This window comes from Billgrantia hypersalina (assembly GCF_052584175.1).
Window position 1 is genome coordinate 1 of record NZ_JBMIQI010000017.1, and the last position, 25,524, is coordinate 25,524.

25 protein-coding genes are annotated in these 25,524 nt (G+C 64.2%); 9 read left to right on the forward strand and 16 right to left on the reverse strand.

What is annotated here, in order from left to right; all coding sequences use genetic code 11:
• Window positions 1–215: 215 nt before the first annotated feature.
• From ACOJCM_RS13015 to ACOJCM_RS13025, 3 genes are all read left to right on the forward strand, one after another.
• Complete coding sequence (locus tag ACOJCM_RS13015; RefSeq protein ID WP_445212486.1) at window positions 216–416, forward strand: DUF2905 domain-containing protein; 201 nt, start codon at window positions 216–218, stop codon at window positions 414–416.
• A 209-nt stretch (window positions 417–625) separates the two neighbouring features.
• Window positions 626–1,876 (forward strand): PQQ-dependent sugar dehydrogenase, encoded by a 1,251-nt coding sequence (locus tag ACOJCM_RS13020; protein ID WP_445212487.1) that lies wholly within the window; start codon window positions 626–628, stop codon window positions 1,874–1,876.
• 3 nt (window positions 1,877–1,879) lie between these two features.
• Window positions 1,880–2,503: a c-type cytochrome gene (locus tag ACOJCM_RS13025; protein WP_445212488.1), complete on the forward strand. Its 624-nt coding sequence runs from the start codon at window positions 1,880–1,882 to the stop codon at window positions 2,501–2,503.
• A gap of 76 nt (window positions 2,504–2,579) precedes the next feature.
• Here the strand turns inward: ACOJCM_RS13025 and trpC are convergent, their stop codons facing one another.
• The gene (trpC, locus tag ACOJCM_RS13030; protein WP_445212489.1) at window positions 2,580–3,386 is read right to left on the reverse strand and encodes an indole-3-glycerol phosphate synthase TrpC; all 807 of its coding nucleotides are present in this window, start codon (window positions 3,384–3,386) and stop codon (window positions 2,580–2,582) included.
• Between the two features lie 153 nt (window positions 3,387–3,539).
• Here trpC and ACOJCM_RS13035 point away from each other — a divergent pair, with 153 nt between their 5' ends.
• From ACOJCM_RS13035 to ACOJCM_RS13050, 4 genes are all read left to right on the forward strand, one after another.
• The gene (locus tag ACOJCM_RS13035; RefSeq protein WP_445212490.1) at window positions 3,540–4,307 is read left to right on the forward strand and encodes a 4'-phosphopantetheinyl transferase family protein; all 768 of its coding nucleotides are present in this window, start codon (window positions 3,540–3,542) and stop codon (window positions 4,305–4,307) included.
• Between the two features lie 67 nt (window positions 4,308–4,374).
• Window positions 4,375–5,079: a response regulator transcription factor gene (locus tag ACOJCM_RS13040; RefSeq protein WP_445212491.1), complete on the forward strand. Its 705-nt coding sequence runs from the start codon at window positions 4,375–4,377 to the stop codon at window positions 5,077–5,079.
• Window positions 5,076–6,431 carry a histidine kinase sensor domain-containing protein gene (locus tag ACOJCM_RS13045; protein ID WP_445212492.1) on the forward strand — a complete coding sequence of 452 codons (1,356 nt, stop codon included), beginning with the start codon at window positions 5,076–5,078 and terminating at the stop codon, window positions 6,429–6,431. Before ACOJCM_RS13040 ends, ACOJCM_RS13045 begins: the two co-directional genes overlap by 4 nt.
• 97 nt (window positions 6,432–6,528) lie before the next feature.
• Entirely contained in the window at window positions 6,529–8,481 is a 1,953-nt protein-coding gene (locus tag ACOJCM_RS13050) for a TonB-dependent receptor domain-containing protein (RefSeq protein WP_445212493.1), read from the forward strand.
• A 152-nt stretch (window positions 8,482–8,633) separates the two neighbouring features.
• Here ACOJCM_RS13050 and ACOJCM_RS13055 read toward each other — a convergent pair whose 3' ends face one another.
• From ACOJCM_RS13055 to ACOJCM_RS13095, 9 genes are all read right to left on the reverse strand, one after another.
• Window positions 8,634–9,491 (reverse strand): sugar phosphate isomerase/epimerase family protein, encoded by an 858-nt coding sequence (locus ACOJCM_RS13055; RefSeq protein ID WP_445212494.1) that lies wholly within the window; start codon window positions 9,489–9,491, stop codon window positions 8,634–8,636.
• Window positions 9,488–10,498, reverse strand: coding sequence for a DUF6005 family protein (locus ACOJCM_RS13060; protein WP_445212495.1), 1,011 nt, complete (start codon window positions 10,496–10,498; stop codon window positions 9,488–9,490). The genes ACOJCM_RS13055 and ACOJCM_RS13060 overlap by 4 nt, the downstream gene beginning before the upstream one ends.
• A complete protein-coding gene (locus ACOJCM_RS13065) occupies window positions 10,495–10,764 on the reverse strand; it encodes a phosphopantetheine-binding protein (RefSeq protein WP_445212496.1) in 270 nt (89 codons plus the stop codon). Before ACOJCM_RS13065 ends, ACOJCM_RS13060 begins: the two co-directional genes overlap by 4 nt.
• On the reverse strand, window positions 10,761–12,071 hold the full coding sequence (locus ACOJCM_RS13070) for an AMP-binding protein (RefSeq protein WP_445212497.1): 1,311 nt from the start codon (window positions 12,069–12,071) through the stop codon (window positions 10,761–10,763). Before ACOJCM_RS13070 ends, ACOJCM_RS13065 begins: the two co-directional genes overlap by 4 nt.
• A 1-nt stretch (window position 12,072) precedes the next feature.
• The gene (locus ACOJCM_RS13075; RefSeq protein ID WP_445212498.1) at window positions 12,073–13,869 is read right to left on the reverse strand and encodes an IucA/IucC family protein; all 1,797 of its coding nucleotides are present in this window, start codon (window positions 13,867–13,869) and stop codon (window positions 12,073–12,075) included.
• Window positions 13,856–15,682: an IucA/IucC family protein gene (locus ACOJCM_RS13080; RefSeq protein ID WP_445212499.1), complete on the reverse strand. Its 1,827-nt coding sequence runs from the start codon at window positions 15,680–15,682 to the stop codon at window positions 13,856–13,858. The genes ACOJCM_RS13075 and ACOJCM_RS13080 overlap by 14 nt, the downstream gene beginning before the upstream one ends.
• A 75-nt stretch (window positions 15,683–15,757) precedes the next feature.
• Window positions 15,758–17,134 (reverse strand): MATE family efflux transporter, encoded by a 1,377-nt coding sequence (locus ACOJCM_RS13085; protein ID WP_445212500.1) that lies wholly within the window; start codon window positions 17,132–17,134, stop codon window positions 15,758–15,760.
• Window positions 17,135–17,280: 146 nt separating this feature from the next.
• Entirely contained in the window at window positions 17,281–18,300 is a 1,020-nt protein-coding gene (gene trpD / locus ACOJCM_RS13090; protein WP_445212501.1) for an anthranilate phosphoribosyltransferase, read from the reverse strand.
• A gap of 29 nt (window positions 18,301–18,329) precedes the next feature.
• Complete coding sequence (locus ACOJCM_RS13095; RefSeq protein ID WP_445212502.1) at window positions 18,330–18,914, reverse strand: anthranilate synthase component II; 585 nt, start codon at window positions 18,912–18,914, stop codon at window positions 18,330–18,332.
• A gap of 345 nt (window positions 18,915–19,259) precedes the next feature.
• Here ACOJCM_RS13095 and ACOJCM_RS13100 point away from each other — a divergent pair, with 345 nt between their 5' ends.
• Window positions 19,260–20,285 (forward strand): metal ABC transporter solute-binding protein, Zn/Mn family, encoded by a 1,026-nt coding sequence (locus ACOJCM_RS13100; protein WP_445212503.1) that lies wholly within the window; start codon window positions 19,260–19,262, stop codon window positions 20,283–20,285.
• 79 nt (window positions 20,286–20,364) lie between these two features.
• Here the strand turns inward: ACOJCM_RS13100 and trpE are convergent, their stop codons facing one another.
• The 5 genes from trpE to ACOJCM_RS13125 all read right to left on the reverse strand — a co-directional run bounded on the left by trpE (window position 20,365) and on the right by ACOJCM_RS13125 (window position 24,055).
• Complete coding sequence (gene trpE, locus ACOJCM_RS13105; RefSeq protein WP_445212790.1) at window positions 20,365–21,849, reverse strand: anthranilate synthase component I; 1,485 nt, start codon at window positions 21,847–21,849, stop codon at window positions 20,365–20,367.
• The gene (locus tag ACOJCM_RS13110) at window positions 21,849–22,541 is read right to left on the reverse strand and encodes a phosphoglycolate phosphatase (RefSeq protein ID WP_445212504.1); all 693 of its coding nucleotides are present in this window, start codon (window positions 22,539–22,541) and stop codon (window positions 21,849–21,851) included. Before ACOJCM_RS13110 ends, trpE begins: the two co-directional genes overlap by 1 nt.
• Window positions 22,526–22,819 carry a GIY-YIG nuclease family protein gene (locus ACOJCM_RS13115; protein WP_445212505.1) on the reverse strand — a complete coding sequence of 98 codons (294 nt, stop codon included), beginning with the start codon at window positions 22,817–22,819 and terminating at the stop codon, window positions 22,526–22,528. Before ACOJCM_RS13115 ends, ACOJCM_RS13110 begins: the two co-directional genes overlap by 16 nt.
• Window positions 22,816–23,529, reverse strand: coding sequence for a ribulose-phosphate 3-epimerase (gene rpe / locus ACOJCM_RS13120; protein ID WP_445212506.1), 714 nt, complete (start codon window positions 23,527–23,529; stop codon window positions 22,816–22,818). Before rpe ends, ACOJCM_RS13115 begins: the two co-directional genes overlap by 4 nt.
• An 82-nt stretch (window positions 23,530–23,611) precedes the next feature.
• The gene (locus ACOJCM_RS13125) at window positions 23,612–24,055 is read right to left on the reverse strand and encodes a GNAT family N-acetyltransferase (protein WP_445212507.1); all 444 of its coding nucleotides are present in this window, start codon (window positions 24,053–24,055) and stop codon (window positions 23,612–23,614) included.
• A 179-nt stretch (window positions 24,056–24,234) separates the two neighbouring features.
• Between ACOJCM_RS13125 and ACOJCM_RS13130 the strand changes: the two genes are divergently transcribed.
• Window positions 24,235–24,825: a YajG family lipoprotein gene (locus ACOJCM_RS13130; RefSeq protein WP_445212508.1), complete on the forward strand. Its 591-nt coding sequence runs from the start codon at window positions 24,235–24,237 to the stop codon at window positions 24,823–24,825.
• Between the two features lie 45 nt (window positions 24,826–24,870).
• Here the strand turns inward: ACOJCM_RS13130 and ACOJCM_RS13135 are convergent, their stop codons facing one another.
• Entirely contained in the window at window positions 24,871–25,509 is a 639-nt protein-coding gene (locus ACOJCM_RS13135) for a thiopurine S-methyltransferase (RefSeq protein WP_445212509.1), read from the reverse strand.
• Between the last annotated feature and the right edge of the window lie 15 nt (window positions 25,510–25,524).

Below are 25,524 nucleotides of genomic sequence, written 5' to 3' on the forward strand. Positions count from 1 at the left end.
TGGAGGACGCGGCCAACCGCGGCCGCCTGCTGGCGACCGGCTACTCCTGCCGCAGCCAGGCTGGGCGGCTCTCCGGCCAGGCGCTGCCCCACCCGCTCGAGGGGCTGCTGACGCAGCTACGCCGGCTAAGCTGGTGAAAAGGGGCCGGCGGCCATGCCGCCGGCCTTTCGGGACAGAAGCGGCGTGGTAACGAAAACCCGGAAGAGAGGAGGCAAATGTCTCGCACCCTGATTGTCATCGGCTTGTGCATCGTCGCCATCGGCCTGCTCTGGCCGTGGTTGTCCAAGTTGCCCTTCGGTCAACTGCCGGGGGACATCGCCATTCGCCGCGAGAATTTCGCTTTCTACTTCCCCATCACCACCATGATACTGCTGAGCCTGCTCATCAGCGGGTTATTGTGGCTCTTCAACCGTTGAGACGCGGCTCACCCGAACCACGCCATATGGACAGTAAGCAGGCGGGATAGATAAGTCTCCTCTTTGAAAGGTGCCTGCTATATCAGGCGATAGGAAAAATATATCGGTGTCGTGGCTAATGTCCTCCTAGGCTGATGGTGGCACGCCTCGCTTGGTTAAGGTCCACACCAGCGGCGAACAAGAACGCGAACAAGAACAAGGAGTCAACCATGTCTCCCGCTTTCCTGCAGCGCTTCGTCCTGACCGTTACCGCCTCTGGCCTGATCGGTGCCTCCTCTCTCACGGCGCTGGGCGACGAGCATGAACCCGCCTGGGCACAGGGCCGATCGTCCGGCATGGCCGACTCTCCCCTCTCGCCTCATGCCACCCCATTGACGGTCACGCCGGAGGAGGACATTCCGCTCGACCACCTGCGCATGCCCGACGGCTTCAGCGCCGAGCTATGGGCGCACGGTATGCCGGGGGCACGCATGATGGCGCTTGGCGATGAAGGCACGTTGTTCATCGGCACCCGCGGTATCGGACGGGTCTACGCGGTACGCGACAACGGCGACGAGCGCGAACACGTTATCGTTGCCGAGGGCTTGACCCAGCCCAACGGGGTCGCTTTCCACGAGGGCAGCCTCTACGTGGCGGCCATCAACCGAATCTTCCGCTACGACGATATCGAATCACACCTGGCCAACGGCGAAGACATCCCCGACCCCGAGGAATTGACCGACGCCTTTGGCCTGCCTGACGACGAGCATCATGGTTGGAAGTTCCTGGCCTTCGGTCCGGACGGACGGCTGTATGTTCCTGTCGGGGCACCCTGCAACGGCTGCGAGGTTGATCCCGACACCCATGCCACCATCCATAGTTTCGCGCCGGATGGCAGCGACATGCGCATCGAGGCTCGCGGTGTGCGCAACACGGTGGGCTTCGACTTCCATCCCGAAACCGGCGAGTTGTGGTTCACCGACAACAATCAGGACTGGATCGGCGAACACGGTCCCGGCGACGAGCTCAACCGGCTGGACGAGCCTGGTGAACACTTTGGTTTCCCCGTCTGTCATAGCGTCGGCTTCGTCGACCCCGAGTTCGGCGACACCGCCTCCTGCGATGACAAGGCGCTGCCCGCCGCGGTGACAGATCCCCACAGTGCCCCGTTGGGGATGCGCTTCTATACCGGGGAATTGTTTCCCGAGGAGTATCGCGACGCGATTTTCATCGCCCGTCGCGGTTCCTGGAATCGTACCCTGAGCGTGGGTTACGACGTGCTGGTGGCGAAACTCTCCGAGGATGGGACCCACGCCGACCTCTCGCCCTTCATGGTGGGCCTCCTTGATCCGCGCGAGAACACCTTCTCGGGGAGACCGGTGGATGTACTGGAGATGCCCGATGGCGCCCTGCTCGTTTCCGACGAGCAGAATGGCGCAATCTATCGCATCAGCTACGAGCCCCCCGAATACATGGAGTGAGCGATGCTCCGCCACGCTTGCGCGCCGCCTTGGCGGCGCGCCCTCGTTATTGCTTTGGCCTGGGGCGGGCTGCTGGCCCTGCCAACCTGGGCGCAGGATGGGCCGGCAGCGGGCCTGTCGATGGAAGAACAGATCCAGGTATGCGGGAGCTGCCATGGCGAAGACGGCAATGCCGCCGAGAAAGGCGTTCCTTCTTTGGCCGGACAACCCGCGCTCGCTCTCACCAACCAGCTGATCTACTTTCGCGAGCGCCTGAGACGCAACGAGATCATGACACCCCAGGCTCAGGGGCTCTCCGATGAGGAGATCCAGGCGCTCGCCGAGCACTACGCCGCGCAACCCCCGGCACCACCCGACGGGGAGCCGAACGAGGAATTGATGGAGCGGGGTCGCGAAATCGCCCGCGAGCATCGCTGCGCCAGCTGTCACCGCAGCGACTTCTCGGGCCAGGAACAGATGCCGCGCCTTGCCCACCAGCGGGAGGACTATCTGGCCCTGACCATGCGCGCCTACCGGGAACGAACACGCGGCGGGCCGGACACCACCATGGTCGAGGTTCTCCGCAACGTCGATGACGATGAGATCGACGCCCTGGCCCACTATCTCGCCCACTTCGAACGTGATTAGTCCGACAAGGCGCTTGCTATGGACGCCGCAGGCCACCTCACGTTGCCCGGCAGCGTTCCCGATCTGTCAGAGATCGTCAGTAAAACAACCGCCGTAGCGCCTCGCCCGGCTCGGCTTCGCGCATGAACGCCTCGCCGACCAGGAAACCGTGCACGTCGTGCTCGCGCATGCGCAGCACGTCGCTACGGGTGTGGATGCCCGATTCCGTCACGACGGTAACGCCGGCGGGGATGCGTGGCAAAAGCTCCAGGGTGGTTTCCAGCCGCGTCTCGAAAGTGTGCAGGTTGCGATTGTTGATACCCACCAGGCCGATACCCAGCTTGAGCGCGCGCTCAAGCTCCAGAGCATCGTGCACTTCGACCAGTACGTCCATGCCCAGCGCCGTTGCCTGCTGGTAGAGATCGGCCATTTGCGCATCGTCCAGCGCGGCGACGATCAGCAGGATGCAGTCGGCGCCGATGGCACGCGCCTCGCTGACCTGGTAGCCATGAACGATGAAGTCCTTGCGAATCACCGGCAGCTCGCACGCCTCGCGTGACTCGACGAGAAAATCCTCGTGGCCCTGGAAGAAATCGGCATCGGTCAGTACCGAGAGGCAGGCGGCACCGCCAGCGGCATAGTCGACCGCGATCTCGGCAGGACGAAAGTCCTCGCGGATCACACCCCGGGAAGGAGACGCTTTCTTGATTTCGGCAATCACAGCCGGATCGCCTTCGGCAATGCGCCGATCGAGGGCCGCGATGAAACCGCGCGGGTCGCTCTGCCGCCGAGCCTGCTCGAGCAGCTCGGCTTCGGATACGACGCGGCTGCGCTCTGCCACCTCCTCGTTCTTTCGCACAAGGATACGGTTCAGAATGGTCGGGACGTCCTGAGTTGGGCTCATGATACTGTCTCGGTACGGGCGGCGCGGGCCGCGGATAAGCCGGTAAGCGCCCCATCTTACCTAGCCCCGGTTCGACATGGAAAGCCAGAGTCGCATTACTGCCTCCATCGCCCAGCATGGCGCCGATGTGCCGGCCCGTGCCAGAATTCCCCCATGAACCCGTCTTCCTTTCTCGGCCCCTTCGCGACCGACTGGCCCTGGTCCACGCCCCTCCCGGGCGCCTACCTGGTCACTGCTCGATTCGATCCTGTCCTGTTCGACGAACTCGGCGCGGACGCAACCCCGGCCTGCCAAGGCGTTCCCCTTCCGCCACGCCTGCACGGAGCGATCGTCAAGCGGCGAGCGGAGTACGTCGCCGGGCGCCTGTGCGCACGTCGGGCGCTGGAGTTGCTTGACGGCCGCGACGCGACTCCTGAGATGAACGATGACCGTTCCCCCCGCTGGCCGGGAGATTGCGTGGGCGCCATCACTCACAGCGAGAGCTGGGCTGCCGCACTGGTTGCCCACCGGCAAGCCTATCGAGGAATCGGCCTGGATGCCGAACGACACTTGGGTCCGGAGGAAGCCAGACGGCTGGCCAGAAGAGTGCTGACCCCTGGGGAGCAATCTCGCCTGCTGCGGCTGGATTCCTCTGAAACAGCGCTCATGGTCGGCTCGACCTTTTCGCTCAAGGAGAGCCTGTTCAAGGCCCTCTACCCCTTGGTGGGTCGAATGTTTCACTTCCAGTCCGCAGAGCTGGTGGCCTGGCGTGGCCTCGGCGACATACGGCTGCGCCTGTTGGAAGACTTGGGCAATGGCTGGACGGCGGGTCGAGAAGTCTCAGGTGCAGTGTGCCTTCACGAAGGTCGGCTTTTGAGTCTGGTGGCACTGCCCGGACAGGATCACGAGCATCACCGGGACGACACGCCAAACCATACATGAGGGTAGTTGCCATCCGCATTCGTTCTGCATACGATAACGATTATCATGAACACGGATGGGTTGACTCATGGCCACAGTCGCACAGCGGCGGCCACGCATTCTGGTGGTCGAGGACGACCGAACGCTGAATGGACAGATTGCCGGCCTTCTGGAAGGCAAGGGTTATCGGACACACCAGTGTTATGAAGGCGAAGGGGCGCTGCTCTCCGCCCTGGGGCAGCATTTCGACTTGATCCTGCTGGACGTCCTGCTGCCGAAACTGGATGGATACGCCGTCCTCGACCGGCTACGCAAGACGCGCCGGACGCCGGTGATGATGCTCACTGCCTGCGGGGCGGAAGAGGAGCGCATTATGGGCTACCGCTGCGGTGCCGATGACTACGTTCCCAAGCCGTTCGGCTTCACCGAACTGCTGCTGCGCATCGAGGCTCTGCTACGTCGCACGCTGGGGGTCACCGACCAGCGGGCCGATCCGGAAGAACTGACAATGGGTCCGCTGACGCTCGACCGCGCCCGCCTCGAGGTTCGCCACGACGACATCCCTGTCGGCCTGACCCCGATCCAGTTCCGCCTGCTCTGGGTGCTGGTGCTTCACCAAGGCGAAGTGCTCAGCAAGCCGTACCTTTATCCGCTGGTACTCGAACGCGAGTTCAGCCGCTACGACCGTAGTCTCGACATGCACCTGAGCCGGGTCCGCCGCAAACTGGTAGCGGCGGGGATGGCTAACGATCGGCTGCAAACGGTACACGGCAAGGGGTACTGCTTCCTGTGAATCGGCGACTTTTCTGGAAGCTGTGCGGTCCCCTCACGCTTGGCACCCTGGTTCTGGTCTGGGTGGTTACCTTCCTCGGCGCCGAGTCCGAGCAGCAGATGAGTTTCATCGCCGAGCATCACCAGCAAACCCTGAAGCAGTGGGGAGCGACTGCCGAGCAGCTATACCACGCCGGCGACGAGCAGGCCCTGGCCGACTGGCTGGAGGCGTTGCAGGCCCGCGAGGACACCTGGGCTGCGGTAGTGCGTTCCGATGTCCAGCCCCTCGCCGGCAGCACGCTTTCCGCCCAGTTCCAGGAAGGGTTCCGGCTGGGTCGCAACGTGGAGTGGAAGATTCACCTCTACTTCACCGAGAACCCCATCATGGACCTCACTTTCGCCGATGGGCGCACCCACTTCCTGGTCACACTGCCCCAGCGCATGCGCCCCGGCACCTATCTTCCTGGGGTCAAGCTGCTGCTCAAGGTGGTGTTGCCCCTCGCCGTGCTGGTGGTGCTGGCGGTCGTGATCTATCGCCACTTGATGGGGCCCCTGCGCCAGCTCGAGTTGGCGACCCGTGCTTTCAGCGAAGGCAACCTGGGGGTGCGGGTGCGCTCGCTGCTGGGCCCACGCGACGACGAACTTACCGCCTTGGCAGAAACCTTCGACCGCATGGCCGAACGCACCGGCGACCTCATCCTGACCCAGCGTCGACTCATCGCGGACCTTTCCCACGAGCTTCGCACCCCACTGACCCGTATCGACATGGCGGTGAGCTGCGTTGAGGAAGGCATCGACACCTCGCAGCTCCTGCCGCGCATCCGCCGCGAATGCCGCTTGATGCGCGACCTGGTGGAAGATGCCCTGACATTGGCGTGGTTGGAGAATGAACAGCCCAGTCTCGATCAGGACAGCCTCGACCTCACCGATCTGCTCGACAGTGTCGTCGATGACGTCCGCTACGAATATCCCGCACATCACCTGGTAAGCGACCTTCCCGCCCAGGCGGAGATAAGCGGCAGCAGCCATCGCGCCCTGGCCCAGGCGATCGAGAACGTGATGCGCAACGCCTGCCACTACACGCCTTGGGGAGGCCACATTCGGGTCTGCCTCCGGACGGATGGCGAAGGCTACCGGCTCACCATCGACGATGAAGGTCCCGGCGTGGCCGCCGATCAGCTTGAGCGTATCTTCACGCCCTTCTACCGCACCGCCCAGGCGCGTGACGATCGCCCCGACGGCCACGGCCTCGGCCTCGCCCTGGCACGTCGGCAGATCGAAGCGGTGGGCGGCTGGATACGCGCCGAGAACCGTGCCGAGGGTGGCCTGCGCATGTCGCTCTGGTTCCCCGCGTCGCGCGCGACCCTGGCATGAAGGCAGATGGTAACAATTGTAAAAGCGGTTCACTTTGCCGGCGAGTTAAACAAGAATGCCCTCCAAATAAGAACACTTATCACTCAATGGAGCGCAGATGAAACCCATGATTCTCGAACGTCCCGGCAACAGCACTGGGCGGTATAACCCCCTGTGGCTGGCCATTGCCCTTCTTAGCGTCAACCATGCGGCCTCGGCCCAGAGCGATCCCCAGCAGCTCGACACTCTACAGGTGACAGCCGATCGCGCCACCGAAAGCGACCGTACCGTGGATTCAGACGAGCTCGACCGCCGCCAGGCCACAGACTTGCAGGACATCTTCGCCGAGTCGCCCGACGTCGCCGTGGGCGGCGGTGCCCCGGCGGCCCAGAAGGTCTACGTGCGGGGCCTGGAAGACACCATGCTCAACGTCAGTGTCGACGGCGCCACCCAGGCCGGTTATTTGTTCCACCATCAGGGTCGCCTGACGGTGGAGCCCGAACTGCTCAAGCAGGTCGATGTCGTGGCCGGCGCCGGGGAAGCGACGCATGGTCCCGGCGCCCTGGGCGGTGCCATTCGTTTCATGACCAAGGATCCCGAGGATCTGCTGCGTCCCGGGCAGAATTTCGGCGCGCTACTCAAGGGCGGTTATTTCAGCAACACCGACGGCTACAAGGCCTCCACTTCGCTCTATGGGCGTTTGACTGATGATTGGAGCGCGCTGGCCACGCTGACCCAGACCGATCACGGCGACTACGAGGATGCCGAGGGTAACGCCCAGCCTTATACGGGCTCCGAGCGGTTCACCGGGTTCGCCAAACTGGTAGGCCATCTCACTGATGAGCAGCGGGTCCGCCTGAGCTATGAACGCAGCGAGGACGAAGCGTATCGCCTGCATCGCCCCCATTGGCGTCCCAGCGCGGGCAACGCTCCCCTTGACCAGGAAGTCGTACGGGAAACCGTGACCGGTCAGTACGGTTTTACTTCCGACACGAATGACTGGCTCGACCTGGACCTGACGCTCTACCACACCGAGGCGTCGCTGGAGCATATCGCCGGTCCCTATGGCGACTACATCGGTACCATGCAGAGCCAAGGCGGTGACCTGCGCAACCACAGCCAGGTCGATGCTCTCAGCTTGACCTACGGGGTCGACTATCGCCAGGACGAGGCCAGCCTGCACAGTCCCCTTTATGGCACCGAACGCGAAGAAGGCAGCGTCGTGGGGCTTTACCTGCAGAATCATTATCAGCTGACCGACCGGCTGCGGCTCAGCGCCGGAACGCGTTACGATTGGTTCGAACTGGATGAGCGCCTCACCGGCAACACCTTCAGCGAATCCGGCTGGAGCCCCAACCTGGGCCTGCGCTTCGAGGCGACCGAGCAGCTCACTCTGCACGGCGGCTGGGCACGTGCCATTCGCGGCACCCAGGTCAAGGAACTGTACGTTCTCGATTACTATCGCAATGCGGAAGATCGCAGGGAAGAAGTCGCCGAGAACGTCGAGCTGGGCGCCACCTATCGCAGCGGCAACCTCCATCTGGCGGCGGAAGTCTTCGAGACGCGTATCGACGACGTCGTGGGCCAGGTCGAGCGTGGCGTGCTCGACAACCTCGGCGAGCTGGAATCCCGCGGCTTCCGTGCCAGCATCGGCTACGAGTGGGACCGCCTGGACGCCTCGCTCGCCTTCAGCCGGGCTCGACCCGAGCTCAACGGCGAGCCGCTGAGCGACGACGACATGGCGATCGGCACCAGCATCGGGGACAGCTGGGTGGCCAACGTGAATTATCAGGCAACCGACGATCTCGACCTCGGCTGGACAGGTCGTTTTGCCGAGCGGCTGACCCACGTGGCCGAAGGCTACCCCGAGAAAGCCGGCTACGGCGTCAATGACCTCTATGCCAACTGGCACCCTCTGGCCGATGATCGACTGGCCCTTTCGCTGCGAGTCAACAACGTCTTCGACAAGCAGCACGTCGACCATGCCAGCTATGGCGATGCCGGCGACATCGCCCATGGTCTGCCCGACCCGGGACGGGATTTCCGCCTGAGTGCCACCTATCGCTTCTGACCCGAACAACGCTAGGTGATGGAACGCAGAGGGGCGCCATATGGCGCCCCTTCTCATCTCATGCTCTTTTCGTGGCTGCCCCTTCCTCGCCATCCCGCACATTCGGCGTTACCGGGACGGGTCCGCCGTCGCAGGCCCGCTCCGGTTGCAGCTCAGCGACAGGCCACGGCGGTGGGCAGCTTTCGGCTCGCGGGGCTCAACCGCGAGCGCAACCGCTGCAGGTCGAGCTTCAGTACCTCATGGCAATCGGCCCCGAACCACTCCAGCGAGACGTCCATCGGCTCGCGGCACTCGCTGAGCCAGTCGAGCAAGGCAGAATAGTCGCAGGCGCCCTCCAGAACCGGCACCATTCCTTGGCGGCTGCCCGATGGCGAGTAGACGTTGTCCGGTGCGAAGACCGACAACTGGCTACGCTGGGCGATGTTCTTGAAATGGAAGTGACGCACCCGAGGAGCCAGCTCGCGCAATGCCGCCAGCGGATCGACGCCGGATTCCCATACGTGAAGCACATCGAAGTTGAGCGCGAGGTTGGGATGGTCCACCGCATCTAGCAATTCGCGGGTAGTCGCCAGGCTGTCCGCCAGGGTGTTGGGATGCGTCTCCACCACTAGCGTCAGCCCTTCGTCGGCCGCACAACGGGTCAGGGTAAGCAGGCGTCGCGCCAATTCGCCACGCTCGGCAGCGGAGAGCTCGGCGCTGGCACGATGGCCGGCGAAAGTGCGCAGCTTGTCGGCGCCCCACCGGCGGGCCAGGCGACACAGCCGCAGCGTAATCGCGATGGCCTCGTTTTCCGACCCCTCCAGCGGCAGGTAGTCGCTGATCATGGGGATGGTCAGCCCCTGGCGGCGGATCCATTCGCCATCGACGACGGCATGCTCGAGCAGGTGGCGGGCATGCACGCCCCACAGTTCGATACCGTCGAAACCCGTGCGGGTCGACCAGGCGGCGAGTTCCGGCAGAGAGACGAGGTGATGACGGAAAGAGATGGTACACAGGTGCAGCCGGATCATGACATGACTTCCTTGTGGGGAGCGGCCTGGGGTAGTGGCTGGTCTGCCTGGCCTAGCCACCAAGCGTCGAACAATGTCTGCAGGGCCCGCTTGATTCGAAGTTCCCGCTCGTCCTGCTCGTCCAGCAACGCCTCGACGCCGGGAGCGAGCGCCGAGTGACGCGTCATCGCCAGCTTCATGGCACGATACTGGATGCGGGTGTAGGTCTTCACCAGCACCTCGATCTCCTCGCACCAGCCTTCGAACCAGGCGTCGCCCTCTGCCTGGCGCCCTTGCGCTTCCAACAACCAGGCGAAGGCGTGTTCGTAGGCATACTTGCGGATCGCCATCACCGGAATCTCGCGAAAGGCTTGAGTGAGGTGAGCCAGTGGCTCGTGAGCCTCGGGCCCGACGTGTGCCCGCAGGATGCGTCGCAAGGCATCGGTGAAAGGGTTCTCGTCGCGCTTCATGCACTGGCGGAAGTAGGCGGCCACGGTATCCCGCGGGGTATGACGGATCTCCAGCCCGTCGAAGTAAAAGCCCCCGGCGACGGCCGGCGAGCGAACGGCGTCGAGTATGCGCGACTTGGGCAGCTCACCCTCCCAGCGGAAATCGGGATCCGACATGAACCACATCTCCGGGTCGGCAGTGGTTTCCAGCATCACGAAGTGAGGAAAGGGGTTCTGGTGGAATTTGTTCTCTCGCTCCGGCAGCCGGTACATGTCCAGCATCACCATCACCTGGCGATCCGCGGGGCGGCGCTCCACCAAGTCCACCAAGCGGGCGATATTGGCCTCCTTTTCCTGGCCGTGTTCGTACCACTCCTCGATCCGGATGCCGTAAAGCAGGCGATACCATTCGCGGAACCCTTCGTGACGGGTATTCGGGGAGTGGTAGGAGAGTTCGTGACGCGCGTTGACCGAAAAATCGGCGTCCCACACGCCGAAGTAGAAGGGTCGGTGGTCGACACCGCGGGTGCGCTTGATGATTTCGCAGACGCAGCTGACGAAGCAGTGCACCTTGATCATGAGGCCAGCTCCTCTTGCCAGCGCTGCAGCAGGACGACCAGATCCTCGACCCGCTGGAGGTCATCGCCGACCACGGCGTCCTCGGGAACCGCCAGGCCATGTTCAAGCTCGAGGTGGACGAAGAGCTGAAGCAGCATGATGGAATCCAGCGCCAGGTCCTCGTTGAGCCGGGCTTCGGGAGCGAAGCGGCTCAGCTCGGCCTGAGGCAGGTGCCGCCTCAGCACATCGACAATGGCCGCCAGCAAGGGCATCTCGGTGCGGGTCATGGTGTCGCCTCCTCGGCCTGGACACGCTGCGCTTCGGCGTAGGCCTGGACCAACCGCTGCCGGCTCACCTTGCCGTTGGGCAGCTTGTCGATCCGTTCTACCTGTTCCAGCATCATGGGCACTTGATGCGGCGCGAGCCGCTCGCGACACCAACGACGCAGCGCCTCGCTATCCAGCGCTTCACTGGCCACGAACTGCAGACAGACTCGCTCGCCGGCATAGGCATCGGGGCATTTGAAGGCCACCGCCTCTTCGACCAGCGGGTGGCGCAGGAACACGTTCTCGACATCGCCGGGATAGACGTTGATGCCCGCCACGTTGATGGTGTCATCCAGCCGCGCCAGGAAATGCAGCTGGCCCTGTTCGTCAACGAAGCCCAGGTCGCGGGTCGCAATGATGCGCTCGCCTTCCCCTTCGACGACGACGCGGATCTCCTCCGGGGCATCGATGGCTTCTCCCGCGCTCACTCGAAGGTGAGCCAGGGGCCGTCCCATCAGCCCGGGGGAGTCGGCACGCGCCGCGATGGCGATGCAGCCCGCTTCGGAGCAGCCATATTGCTGGCAGACCCGCCGGGCGCGAGAATCGAGGGTCTCGAGCAGCGGAGCCGGCAGGGTTGCGCCGGAAAGCATCACGGTATGAAAGCCTTGCCCCTGCGGCAGCATGCGCACCAGCAGACTCACCAGGGTCGGGGCGGCATACAGCACGTGGCGCGGATGATCGCGCAGGGTACCGAGTATGTAGCGCGGGTTGAGGTTGGTAACGACCCGGGGCGCCACGCCGCGGCGCAGGCCGGCGAGAACCCCGCAGATCAGGCCGTAGGAGTGTGTGACGGGGCAGGCAACGATCGGGGTAAGGCCCTCGGCCTCGGGAAAGGCCGCGAGGTAACTCTCCAGCTCCCGGTCGATGGCCGCCCAGGAACGCACGATGGTCTTGGGCTGGCCGGTGGTGCCTGAGCTGAGCTGGATCAGCTCCCCCCCGGGGAATGGTGAGTGCCCGGGCGCGGCATCCAGCGCTTCGAGCGTCGCACCGCCGTCATGCAACAGGTGGTCGCAGCCGGTTTCGCGGGCCAGGCACCGGGCCGCTTCGAGAGGTGTCGCGGGATGAATGGGCAGGACGCTTCCCCCCTGCTCCTTCAAATGAAGGCACAGCGCCAGCCACTGGAAGCTGTCCTTGAGACAGACGGCGAGACGCCGGCCCTGCGGCGCGGCAATGGCCGGGTGACGGCACAGGTCTTCAATGGCCCGGTCAATGTCATCGCGGTTATAAGGGGTGGTATCCACCACGAATAGGGGAGCTGAGTGAGTCACGCTAACCTCGGTCGTCGTTTCGATGGTCGGGAAAGTCGGCGTTCGCCAGGGCGTTGGGAACGCGGTGGTGGCATTCGGGGGCGCCGGGCCCGTGCAGCTTGCGAGTGAGTAACGCTTCGGCGGCAATCCTGGGTCGTCGGTAATCCAGTGCCCCCAATCGCTCGGCCAGCTCGGGATGCCGCCGGGCATAGGCTGTCAGGCAGCCGTTCACACGCGACCAGAAGTCGCTTTCGGGAAGGGAGTAGTGGCGCTCCATGAGCAGCGCCAGCTCGCTGAGGTGGTAGACGAAGAGGGTGTCCATCACCAGCTCGCGCAGGGCCTCGACGTTTTCCATGCGGTAGTAGCGCCCGTCCGGGGCCTGGTCGTAGAGGGGCTGGCGCTCAGCGAAATCGGGCCGGGCAGCCCCCGCGGGGAGGAAGGCCTCGACGTATTCCACGCTATCGTGAAAGTCGCGCAGCAACAGCGCTACCGGCCATCCATCACGTACCACCAGCAGGCCGTTCTGGGCGTGAGCCTCCACGCCGATGCCATGGGCCACCAGCAGGTGCCACACCGGCAGAACCACGCGGCGGATCGCCGCCCCCAGCCAGGACACCACGCCATACCGCTCGATCCAGGGCTGGATGAAAGGACGGCCGTCCGCCTCCACGGCGAAGAGCGCATTGAGCGGCACCGCCCTTTCCCCCTGCGCCAGCTGGGAGGCGATACTGCGACGCCAGATGGCCCCCAGTTCGCCGGCCACGGCCTCGCCTGCGGCGGGATGGTCGGGGTGTCCGGTATAGAGCAGGCCGGCGTACTCCTCCAACAGGCGCAGCGGGTACTCCCCATCGAAGCGAGGATCGCTCTCGACGGTTTCACGCAGCCAGCGGGAGATGCCGGGCGCCGAGGGCACCGAATGGGGCTCGAGGTGACGCCTTGTGGACGTGTTGCCGATACCCAGGGGCAACTTGATGCAGGCCTGGCCCGGTCGGCTGACGTTGAACAGTGAGCGCAGCGACTGGCTGGGCCGGTAGCGGTCGCCAAGCGGCCCGAGAGCGATGGCCTCGCCTCGCGCCAGGGCCGGCCCCAAGGCGCCATCACGTAGCGCCTTCCACTGCCAGGGGTGCACCGGCAGCACAGCATGGCGAAGCGGATCGGCTCCGGCCACATGCAGCCTCGAGCGCAGCGCCTGGGCGGTCTGCGCTCCCAGTTCCTGGCGCCAGAAGGCCTCTTCCACCTGGGGCAGGCAGGCCAGACGCTGCTCACGGGGCACGGCCAACCAGTGCAGGCGGAAAGTCGCCCCCGCCTCCGGCCCGTAGCGCAGCGGATCGTCGCCCTCGAAGCCGAGGCGGGCCTTGAAACACGGGTGGTAGGGATGCCCCTCGTGGAGCGCAGCATCGAGGGCTTCCGCATCCAGCTGGCGACGCTGTGTCACCCTGGGACAGTCTCGCGCGTTACGCACGGTCGCCTCCAGCTCCTCCAGCAAGGCCAGCCGACACCCGCGAGGTGCGGGCAACTGGTTGACCAGGTCTTCCAGGCTACAGGACACCCGCCGTCCATGACGTAGCAGGGACAAGCTCTGCACATTCAGCCGAATGCGGCCAAAGCCGCGAACTCGCCCCTTGCAGCGCCCCTGCAGTTCACCCAGAGAGAAGCGCAACCACTGCCAACCGGATGAAGAGGCATCGCCGCGATAGGGCATCAGGCTTTCGAACAGCAGGGCTTCCAGGAGCTGGCGGATCACACGCGACGCCACCGGCTCGCAGCGGGCCAAGGGGCCGGCGGCCACCGGCCGTCCCGGTACTTCAAGCCACATCATGGCGAGGCTCCCGCTCCTCCCGATGAGTGCCATGAGCACCGACAGGCACCGGTAACAGCGGGTTGGGAATACGGGTATACACCGCCATTTCCAACTCGGCATCCAGCTCGTCCACATCGTGGACGCGAGTCAGCAGGTTGCCCTTGTAGGGCAGGCTTGCCGTCTGCAGCAGCATGTCGAGCAGGGGCCCGGCGGGTCCCTGCATACGCTCGCGCCAACGCATCAGGGCTTGACGCAGCAGCGTCAGAAGCGAACTCTCCTCCAGCAGGCCATCTTGACCGAAGCGAGCAATCACCGAGAACAGCTGGTTGGCCACCAGGTAGTAGCAGAAGCGGTCGCGGATCATCTCGTCCCGATAGAAGAGTTCCGGGCTCTCGGCCACCTCGGGGCACAGGGACTCGAGCTCGGCCCGGCGCGCCTGCGAAAGATAGAAGCCCTGGTTGTCGCGGTAGTAGAAACGGGCGGGATAGCCGGCGCCGAGGTCAAGCAGGCTATTCTGCAGATGGGCCTCGAGGGCGATGCCGTGATCATCGTACAGGCGCAGCGCAGGCTTGATGGCACAGTGCAGGTAGTGGCGGAACCAGTCGCGACTGACGGCAGCCAGGCTGCGGCCCTCGTTGAGCGCCAGCCCCTCGATCAAACCATGGAGTCGAGAGGTTCGGCCCTCCAGGGGATCCTGGGTCAGGGTCGCCAGCGAGATCACGCCGCGGTCTCGCCCGGGAGCGAAGGGGTTCTCACGCAGGATCACCTCGAAGCCACTCTCGCGAAGCCCGTCCAGGCGCACGGTGAGAAAGGCCGGGTCCTGCAGAAAGCGAAAGTGCGGCTCGGCATCGAGGAAGCCGGTACGCTCGATCAGCCGCGCCATCACCATGCCGGCGCGCAGCTCGTGGCTCTTGTTGATCCTCAATGAATTGGTGACCTTGACCGGAATGGAGAACTTGAACATCCATTCCGCCTTCTCGCTATAGAGGGTGCGAACCGAGGATGTCGCAGTGAACAGGGGCCCCAGACTCCCCAGGGGCTGGATACGCCCTTTGGCGATGGCCTCGATTACCGCCGGCTGGGAGAGCAGCCACTGGGCCTGCAGCGGGTGGGCTGGTACCAGGACTCGATCGGCGGGCAAGTTTGGTGCGCCCTCCCCGCCCCCTAGTGCATCCGACACCATGGCCTCGGCATCGATATCGAGACAGGAGCCCTGCTCGACGAGATCCCGATGCACGGCAAAACAGGCCAGCTGGAAGCGCCCGGTCAGCTCGGGGGCATAGGTGTCGTGCTGCCATTCCGCCAGGCCCTGGCGACTCTTGGGAGTGGGATGGGCGGCATGCCCGAATAGCAGGGCTTGCTCGCTGTCGATGAAGCGGTCCGAATCCAGGCGAGGGTCGTGTCGACGCGCTGCCACGTAGCGGGTCATCACCCGATAGCTATCGGCGAGACGGTAGAACAGTTCCAGTTCCCGGGCCTTGCGCAGCTCCGGCACCATGCCGGTGGGACGGGCGTAAAGCTCGCGCACCAGCAGGCTCATGGCCTGCCAAGGTTCCAGCCGGTTCCAGTCCTGCTGAACGCCGCTACAAAACCAGATCCGACCGAAGCGATGGCGCCCAGCGCGGGAGCGATAGAGCACCTCAATGGCCAGTCGTGTCTCTTGGGCGGCCAGCTCCAACTCGCAAAGTGCCTCGGCCCGGCCAGCCTCGATCGCTCCAGTCGCTTCGTCGTTGCGGGTTCTCCATCGTCCCGCGTCGACCTCTCGAAGGTAGCAGTGCAGGAACGCCTGCAGGCTGGCCTGTTCCGCAACGGCCCTGGCGGAAGGTCCCATAACGATATCCCATGACGTTTTTCTGGGAACAATCTAAATGAGAAACATCCGCAAACGTAAATGGTTTTACAACTTTTACACTGCCGGTCCCTTTGGCGCGAGTAGCCGCTGGGGACGGAAGCGCACGGAGAGGGCCAGCGCCAGGCCGAAGGTGAGCCATTCGGCCAGTGGCAGGGCCACCAGCAAGGGCCAATGGGGAGTGAAATGGGCGATCAGCATCAGGAGCAGCGCCGGCAGTACCAGGCTGCGGGAGAGAGCCACGGCAGCGGAGGGCAACGGCTGCTGCATGGCGGTCAGGTAGACCGAAAGCAGCACGTTGAGGCCATTGACCAGGAACAGCGGCCACAGGATGACCAGGAAGCGATCGGCGAGCCCGGCGATGGCCGGGTCGGCGGCAGGATCGAGGAAGAGCCGCACCATAGCGCCGCCCTGGAACCACACCGCCAGCACCAGCATGCCCCCCAGCCCCAGGATCACGCCGACACCGCAGATCAGGAAGGTGCGAATCCGCTGGGCATTACCCGCCCCCAGGTTGTGGCTGAGCAGGACGTGCATGGCATCGGCGATGCCGTAGAACACCATCAGGCTGAGGAAGATGAGATAATTGACCACGGTGAAGGCGGCCACGCCTGCCACGCCATGGAGACTGATGAGGAGCCAGTTGATCAGTAGCATGATCAGCCCCACCGAAGCCTCGTTAATCCACTCGGAGACACCGTTGCCCCCCGCCTTGAATACCTCGCTCCAGGCAGCCTGACGCAGGCGGAAACGCAGGCGACGACGCTTGGAAGCGAAATAGCGCAGCAGGACCGCGAGCTGGAGCAGCTGGGCGATGCCGGTGGCCAGGGCAGCACCGCGAAGACCGTAGTCCAGATAACCCAACAGCAAGGCATCCAGCAGGATGTTGGTAACGGCGCCTGCCAACAGCGCGGCAGTGGCAAGCCCCGGAAAGCCGTCCACTCGGACGAAGTAATAGAGCACCATGGTAACCAGCTGCACCACCAGCACCCAGGCGAAGACCAGGAAATACTCTGACATGAGTGCAAAGAGTTCGGGAGAGGCGCCCAGCAGACGGTACAGCGGTTCATGCAACGCAACGCCCAGCAATGCGGCGGCCAGCCCCAGGACGAAGGTGGCGACCAGGCACTTGCTGAAGATCGCCGAAGCCGAGGCGTGATCCTCTTCACCCAGTGATTTGCCGGCCCGCACCGTGCCACCGATGGCCAAGGCCAGCGCCAGGCCGAACAGCATGGCGAAACAGGGGATAAGCAGGTTGAGCGCGGCCAGCGCCTCGCCGCCGACAAAATTGCCGATGAAGATGCCATCGACGATGCTGGCTGTGGTCAGCGCCAGGAGCCCCGCCACCGAGGACACGGCATAGCGAAAGAATACCGGCCAGTGGGGGCCGGCGAGAATGGGATCGTGCCGCTCAGCAACGGTAATGGCAGCCATGGCGAGATTATCCTGACCGATCGGCGCTCGTCATGGCTAGCTCGGCTCTGCGCCAGGCAGGAAGGACGGCTCGACACGCTCTCCGACCCGCATGACATGCGTCGAAATGAGAATGAAAAGCAGCCACAATACCGTGAAAAGCGCGTTCAGGAAATCAGCACGCGGGTGAAATCAGCCAGTTCCTTCATTTTTTCCAGCGGCAGCTTGGAGGCCTGGGCATCCTGAGCCATCAACACGCCCTCCTTCAGCGTATCGGCGATACCGGCACAGTAGAGTGCCGCCCCGGCATTGAGCGAAACGATATCGGCCGCCGGGCCTTCACCCACCAGCGCTTCTCTCACCAGGCGCAGGCTATCCTCGGCGCTGACTACCTTGAGCGGAGCGAGCTCCTGGCGTTCGATGCCGAAATCCTCCGGCGCGATGGTATAGCAGTGAATCTCGCCGGCCTTGAGTTCGGCAACCCGAGTGGGCGCCGCCAAAGAGATCTCGTCAAGGCCATCCTCGGCATGCACGACCATTACATGACGGCTGCCGAGCTGACGCAGCACCTCGGCCATCAGCGGCACCAGCTCGGCGGAGTAGACCCCCAGTACCTGGTTGGGCGCGCCGGCGGGATTGGTCAAGGGGCCCAGGATATTGAACAGGGTGCGTACGCCCATCTCGCGCCGCGGGCCGATGGCGAAGCGCATGGCGGGGTGATGATTGGGCGCGAACATGAAGCCCACGCCCACCTGCTCGATGCAACGCGCCACCTGCTCCGGTCTGAGGTCCAGGTGGATACCCGCCATATCGAAGAGATCGGCGCTGCCCGAGGAGGAGGATACGCTGCGATTGCCGTGCTTGGCCACGTGAGCGCCGGCAGCGGCGGCAACGAAGCTCGAGGCAGTCGAGACATTGAACAGGTTGGCCCCGTCGCCTCCGGTACCGACGATGTCCACCACGTTTTCGGTGGCGAGAGGCACCCGCTTCATCAATTCGCGCATCACCTGGGCGGCGGCACCGATCTCCTCGGCGCTCTCTCCCTTCATGGCCAGGCCGACCAGCAGCCCCCCGATCTGGGCGTCGGTGGCCTCCCCGGTCATGATCTGGTGCATTACCGCATGGGTATCGTCGAAGCCAAGGTTTTCACGGCGCATCACCGCGGCAATGGCATCTCGCATCTGCATGGACAGGCACTCCTCTCTCTTCGTGCGGATCAGCGACGCTTCAGGAAATTGGCCAGCAGTTCATGCCCCTGGCGAGTCAGGATCGACTCCGGATGGAACTGCACCCCCTCGATGTCGAGCTCTCGATGACGCAACCCCATGACGAGGCCGGGCGTCACGTCGCTATCGCCCGTCCAGGCCGTGACCTCCAGGCACTCGGGCATGGTATCGGCTTCCACCACCAGGGAATGGTAGCGAGTGACCTCGAGTGGATCTTCCAGGCCGGCGAATACGCCCTGGCCATTGTGATGAATTCGCGAGGTCTTGCCATGCATCACTTCTGGCGCACGTATCACTTTACCGCCATAGACCTGGCCGATCGCCTGGTGTCCCAGACAGACCCCGAGGATGGGCAGGCGACCGGCGAAATGGCGGATGGCGGCCAGGGAAATGCCCGCCTCGTTGGGCGTGCAGGGGCCCGGCGAGATCACCAGATGACTGGGTGCCAGCGCCTCGATCTCCTCCAGCGTAATGGCATCGTTTCGATAGGTAACCACCTCGGCACCAAGCTCGCCGAGGTATTGCACCACATTGAAAGTAAAGCTGTCGTAGTTATCCAGCATCAGCACGGACATGGCGTAAGGTCCCGTTCAATCTGTGCAGTGTTTCCGTCATCCCGGCCAGCCGTGCAGGGCCTGCTTCGGACACAAAAAAGCCGCCCTGACGGCGGCATTTTCTTCAGTCGTCAGCGTGCCGCCCCTCGCTCAGGAGCGCCACCACTGGATCGAACTTGGCATGTAGGCGTTGGCATTCATCGTGTCATAGTGCCGTCGTGGCGGCCAGGATGTCAACGCACGATAGACCCTGCCGCATCACAGGGCACGGGGAGACGACATGACTGGCGATAGCGATCACGGCTGGCCAGGGTACCCCCTAATCTCTATCATCGGGCATGCGCTACCGCAAAAAGGAGATTGACGATGCGCTCACACCGCCGTGCCGGTTTGTGGCTGGCTCTACCTTTCGCCGCCATGGCAGGCAGCGTTGAGGTAGCAGCAGCCAACCCCAAGGTGGTCGCCAGCTTCTCGATCCTCGGCGATCTCGTTCATCAGGTGGGCGGTAACGATATCGAGCTGGTGGTGCTGACTCCGGTCGACGCCGAAGTGCACGAGTGGGAGCTGACGCCGAACAACTTCATCGCGCTGGAGGACGCCGACCTGGTGCTCTACAACGGCTACCAGCTCGAGCAATGGATGCGTCAGGTTCACGCCACCGTGGGTAACCGAGCACCGCTGGTACCCGTCGCAGAAGTGTCGGAGTATCCGACACACCCGATCGTCACCGGTGAATACACCGGCGAACCCGATCCTCACTTGTGGATGGACCCGCGTGCCGTAGCGGCGTATCTCGAGGTGATTGCCGAACAACTGGCCGAGCTCCACCCCGAAGCAGCCGACGAGTTCCGGGCGCGAGCCGCTGCCGCCAAGGAGACTCTCGCTGCGCTGCATGAGGAATTGAAGGAAACGCTGGACGAAATACCCGAAGAAAAGCGGACCTTGATCACCACCGAAGCGGCCCTCGTCTATTTTGCCGACGCCTACGGCTTTCGCCACGACGGCGTCTGGGGCAACAACGCCGAATCCGAAGGCTCACCGCAGCAGGTCATGCGCATCGTCGAGCTGATCGAGCAGACACGACCCGGTGCACTATTCTGGGAGAGCACGCTGTCGGATCGCTATGTTCGCAGTATCGCTGCCGATACCGAAACGCCCGTCGCCGGCCCGCTCTACGTCGATTCCCTCGGCGACCCCGATAGCGACGCCTCGAACTACGTGGCCATGATGCGCCACAATGCCAGCCTCATACGCAGCGCCCTGGCCGTCCGAGACGATGAGAAAGAGACACAAGGCGATGAGCACCTAGAGGAGGAGTGCCAAGAGGACGAGGAACGAGAGGCTGAGCAGCGGAAGAAAGAGGAACGAAAGGAAGACGCCAGCAGCGAGTGACCCCGAATCACTGACGAGTTCAGCCGACCTGCCCCCTCAGCAACGAGGACAGGGGCGGCTAGCGGATGTAATTGGCGTGCTAAAGGTTATCCAGCCCCTGCTCGGCCATCGCCACGGCGCGGAAAATGGCGCGTCCTTTATTCAGCGTCTCCTGCCATTCGAGCTCGGGAACGGAATCGGCCACCACGCCTGCGCCGGCCTGCACGTGCAGCTCACCCTCCTTGATCACCGCCGTGCGTATGGCGATGGCAGTGTCCATGTTGCCATGCCAGGAGAGATAGCCCACGGCACCGGAATAGATGCCACGCTTGACAGGCTCCAGCTCGTCGATGATCTCCATCGCCCGGATCTTGGGCGCCCCGGAGAGCGTGCCCGCCGGGAAGGTGGCGCGCAGCACGTCCATGGCGGTGAGGCCCGGCTTGAGCCGTCCGGTGACGTTGGAGACGATATGCATGACATGGGAGTAGCGCTCGACGGCCATCCGGTCGGTCACCTGCACCGAGCCCGTCTCACTGATGCGCCCCACATCGTTGCGCCCCAGGTCGATCAGCATGAGGTGCTCGGCGATCTCCTTGGGGTCGGCAAGCAGGTCGGCTTCAAGCGCACGGTCCTCTTCCTCGGTCTTGCCACGCACGCGAGTGCCGGCGATCGGCCTCACCGTCACCGCGCCATCTTCTAGCCGAGTGAGAATCTCGGGAGATGAACCCACCACATGATGGTCGTCCAGATTGAAGAAGAACATGTAGGGCGAAGGGTTGAGGCTACGCAGCGCGCGATAGAGATCGAGAGGAGAGGCCCGGTAGGGGATCGACATGCGCTGGGACGGCACGCACTGCATCACATCGCCGGCCAGCACGTACTCCTTGATCTTGCCTACCGCCGCCTTGAAGCCCTCTTCGGTGAAGCCTGAGGTGAAATGGCCCTCCTCCACCGCGCTGCGTCCCGTGCCGGGGCTTGCGGCATGCACGACGGCGCTGCGCAGGCGCCGCTCCAGCCCCTCGAGGCGCGTCACTGCCATGGCATAGGCGTCGTGGCCGGCGGGGTCGACGTGGGTCCACAGGGTCAGACGCCCCGACAGGTTGTCGAACACCACCAGGTCATCGCAGACCATCAGCAGGATATCAGGCACGCCGAGCGGATCGGGCTTCTCGATGCCTCTGAGACGCGGCTCGATGTAGCGGATGGTGTCATAGCCGAAATAGCCGACCAGGCCACCATCGAAGCGTGGCTGGTCGTCGAGCCTGGGCACATTGAAACGCGCCTGGAAGCGCTCGATCCATGCCAGGGGATCCTCCACTTCGATGCGTTCCCGGCATTCGCCATGCAGGAAGTGGCTGACGGCTTGGCCGCGCACTTCGATCCGCTCATGGCTCGGCAGGCCGATGATCGAGTAACGTCCCCACTTCTCCCCCCCCTGCACCGACTCGAGCAGGAAGGTCCAAGGCTCGTCGGCCAGTTTGAGATAGGTCGACAGCGGCGTGTCCAGGTCGGCCAGCACCTCGCGGGTGACCGGTATGCGGTTATAGCCGGCCTCGGCCAGTGCATGGAAACGTTCAAGAGTCATCATGTCCGGTTCCTCGATGGTAGGGCAGTGACTAGTTCCGCCAATGAATCCACCAGCGCATCGGGCCCGCTGTCGCGTACCGGTTCACCGTGGTTGTAGCCATAGGGCACCGCCAGGGTGCGAAAACCGGCGGCGCGCCCTGCCGCCACGTCGTGGCGGGAATCGCCCACCATCAGGCAGGCCGACGGCGGCAGGCCGAAATGCGCGGCCAGGTGCAGCAGCGGGGCCGGGTCGGGTTTCTTCTGCGGCAGGCTGTCACCGCCAAGGCAGTAGGCGAAATGCCGCTCGAGCCCGAACTGCGAGAGGATCGGCTGAATAAACGCGAATGGCTTGTTGGTTACCAGCGTCAGGATCCAGCCGCCTGCCTGCAGCCTATCCAGCGCTTCGCGCACGCCGGGATAGAGGCACGTGCGGGCACCGGGATCGCGCCCGTAGTGTTCCAGAAAGGCCTCGTGGGTGCGAGCCAGACGCTCCTCGCCGGGCGCCTTTCCCAAGGAAAAAGTCAACGCCCGCTCCACGAGCTTCTTCGAGCCGTTGCCGACCCAGTCGCGCACTCGCGCTTCACCTGCCGGTGGCAACCCGAGCTGGTCCAGGCTGGCATCGATGGCCGCCGCCAGGTCGGGGACCGAGTCGACCAGCGTACCGTCGAGGTCGAAGCTGATCAGACGAATGTCGTTCAGGATGGGATGCATGTCGCTTCCTTGCTGTTCTGCCGGTCGCTCATCCATATCCGCTTGCGTGCGGCCGTGAGGCGCTTGACCTCGGCCTCGAGTCTGAGGGCATCGCCGTGGCTGCCCACCGGCTCGTGATGCCTAAGCACGAACGGCCCGCGTCCCCGCAATGCCTTTGCCCCGCGCCCCGAGGCATGCTGGTCCATGCGCCGGGCAACGTCGGTGGTAATCCCGGTATAGAGCGCCCCCTCCGCCGTCTCGAGCACGTAGAGGAACCACAGGCGAGGCGATGCATTCACGCGTCGTCGAACCTGACCGTGGCGAGCTGCTCGCGGAAGTCGCGGATAACGCTATCGTAGCGGTGAGGATCGCTGTCATTTCCCGCCTTGAACACCGCCGAGCCGGCCACGAAGGTATCGGCACCGGCACGAGCGATCTCGGCAATGTTGTCGACCTTCACGCCGCCGTCGATTTCCAGGCGAATGTCGCGACCCGAGGCATCGATGCGGCGCCGCGCCTCGCGCAGCTTGTCTAGCGTGCCGGGAATGAAGGCCTGCCCACCGAAACCGGGGTTGACGCTCATCAGCAAGATCATGTCGACCTTGTCCATGACGTAGTCAAGGTAGGAGAGCGGCGTGGCCGGATTGAATACCAGCCCTGCCTTGCCGCCACCGTCGCGGATCAGTTGCAGCGAACGGTCGATATGCTCGGAAGCCTCCGGATGGAAAGTGATGTAGCTGGCACCGGCGTCGATGAAGTCCCCGATCAGCCGATCCACCGGCTTGACCATCAGGTGTGCATCGATGGGCGCGGTGACGCCGTGCTTGCGCAGCGCTTCGCAGACCATGGGCCCGATCGTCAGGTTGGGAACGTAGTGGTTGTCCATGACATCGAAGTGGACGATATCCGCACCGGCGGCCAAGACATGGTCCACTTCCTCGCCCAGCCGGGCGAAGTCGGCGGAGAGGATCGAGGGGGCTATCAGGAAGTCGCGGTTCGCGTCGCTCATTGGTTCCAACCATCGCACCGAATAATAAGAGCCGCCATGTTACCAGACCGGACTGTCCGTCGGGCAGCGGCGATTGCGTGGTTCAGCCGGCGTCCTGGGGCGGCCGCGACCAGGCCATCAGCGTCTCGTTCTCCCCACTGAGGGGTTCACGGCGCTCCTCGACGATGCGAAAACCCAGCCGCCGGTAGAAGGAGACCGCCCTTATGTTGCGAGAGTAGACGCACAGGGTGATACGCTCCCGCTGGCTCATGGCATGCGCCATCAGCTGACTGCCGTGACCGAAGCTCTGCACCTCGGGGTCGATGAACAGTGCCTCGAGATGGTCGTCGTTGAGAGCGGCAAAGCCCACGGGGCGGCCGGCTGCCTCGAGCACATAGGTTTCCGCTCCAGGCAGATGGATGCGCGCCATGTCGTCGGCGCGCTCGTGCCAGAACGTTGACGGAATGAAGTCATGAGCCAGCAGCGAGGCGCGCAGCCAGATATCGACGAGCTGGGGAATATCTTCGGGAACGGCCGGACGTATCATGAGCGCCTCCTCACTCGAAAGTCGTAGTGTAACCGCTTCCCTCGGCCATGGCTCAACGCTGTTGCCGCCATGCGACTGGCGATATACTGCGCCTGTCATCGAAGCCGAGGCTCTGTCGCGGCTTCCCCGCCGATACCCCGGGCCACGCCTGGCCCCGCCCGACGATTTCCGGAGTGAGAATGAACCGACGCCATGCCCTGCGTGCCGCTGCCGCCCTGTTGGCTACCGTCCTGCTGGTTGGCTGCGCCAGCCCCCACTATCTACAGTTGAACCCCAAGCGTAGCGTCTCGGTACCGCAAGCCGGTAGCGGGCAGGCGGTAACGGTAGCCGCCGCGGACGAGCGCGAGGGCGACGTGATCGGCACGCGGACCGGCAGCGCCATGTCCACCGCCGTGATCACCGTCAGCGCCCATGAGCTGGTCCCGCAGCTGCAACGCGAAGCCGAGCGCGCCGTGAGTGACATGGGTTTCTCGCCCACTACCCAGCCCGGCAACGAACGCCCCAGCATGACGGTGACGCTGTTGCGTCTTGGCTACGAGCGCGGCGAAAGCCGACCGGTCATCGACGAAGCCCGCCTGGAAGCCGTACTCGAGGTCAAGGTCAACAATCAGGGCAGTACCTATACCGGCACCTACACCTCGCGGCGCACCCAGAGCTATGCCGTGCGTCCCGATCGCGACGCCAATACGCGCATGCTCAATGACCTGATCGGTGACGCCCTGGATCGCGCCTTCAGCGATCCGGAGCTGGCGCGGATGCTGGCACGTTAAGGCAGTCGCTCTGCCGGGCCGCGCTGGCGGCCCTTGGCTACCCACTCACACAGACGGCCCGCGCCTGACCAGCGCCCACACGCTTTCGCGGAACCCGCTCTCGATCTGCGGCTCTCCATCCTCGAGGTGCACGATCTGGAAATTGGGCTCGAACAGCTCGTGCACCTCCTCGGCAGGAACGTGAAAGGGTGGCCCTCCCGCCTCGTCTCCCGGCGCGCGCGACAGCGTGACCAACAGCCCACGCACGCCGGGAAGTACCAACTCGGCCAGGTGGAAGGCATAGCGCTGGCGGGTGGCGGGTGGCAGGGCGATGAGCGCCGCGCGATCGTAGAAAGCACCGATCTCGGCCGCCTGATCGAAGTGAAAATGAAAGAAATCCCCGCACCATAGCTCCACGCTGCCCTGGCGACAGATGGCGAAAGGATCCTGCTGGTAGCGCGAAACACTGCCCACCCCTTCGGCCACGAACTGCTCGATGGCTTCCTGGGCCAGCTCGATGCCGAGCACCGGGTGGTCGTGGCTCGCCAGCCAGCGCATGTCGAGACTCTTGCCGCATAGCGGCACCAGCACCTTGCTTCCCGGCTTCACGCCAAGCCGGGGCCAGTGGCGAACCAGTGCCGGGTGCGCTTCCTGGCGATGGAAGCCGATGCGGCCCTCGCGCCAACGGTCGAGCCATTCACTCATGTCAGCCTCCCCGCG